At 61.2% G+C, this 237-nt stretch carries 1 protein-coding gene; it reads left to right on the forward strand.

Going from position 1 to position 237, the window contains the following annotated elements; genetic code table 11:
* Positions 1 to 237: acyl-CoA dehydrogenase family protein (locus tag V0R37_RS23230; RefSeq protein WP_420376708.1), on the forward strand; the 237-nt coding region annotated here is incomplete at both ends.

Raw genomic sequence — 237 nt, forward strand, 5'->3', positions numbered from 1 at the left:
TTCTTCGGCATGATCATCCCGAAGGAGTATGGTGGTCTGGGCTTCTCTGCCAAGGCGCAATCCATGGTACTGCAGAAGCTTTCCGCCAACGAAACGCTGATGGTGACCGTCGGTGTCCCCAACTCCTTGGGCCCCGGTGAGCTGCTGCTCAAGTACGGCACCCAGGCACAGAAGGATCACTACCTGCCGCGCCTGGCCGATGGCCGTGAAATCCCCTGCTTTGGCCTGACCGGCCCC

The sequence above is a fragment of the Pollutimonas rozaliensis genome, assembly GCF_048751585.1.
Lineage (GTDB): Bacteria > Pseudomonadota > Gammaproteobacteria > Burkholderiales > Burkholderiaceae_B.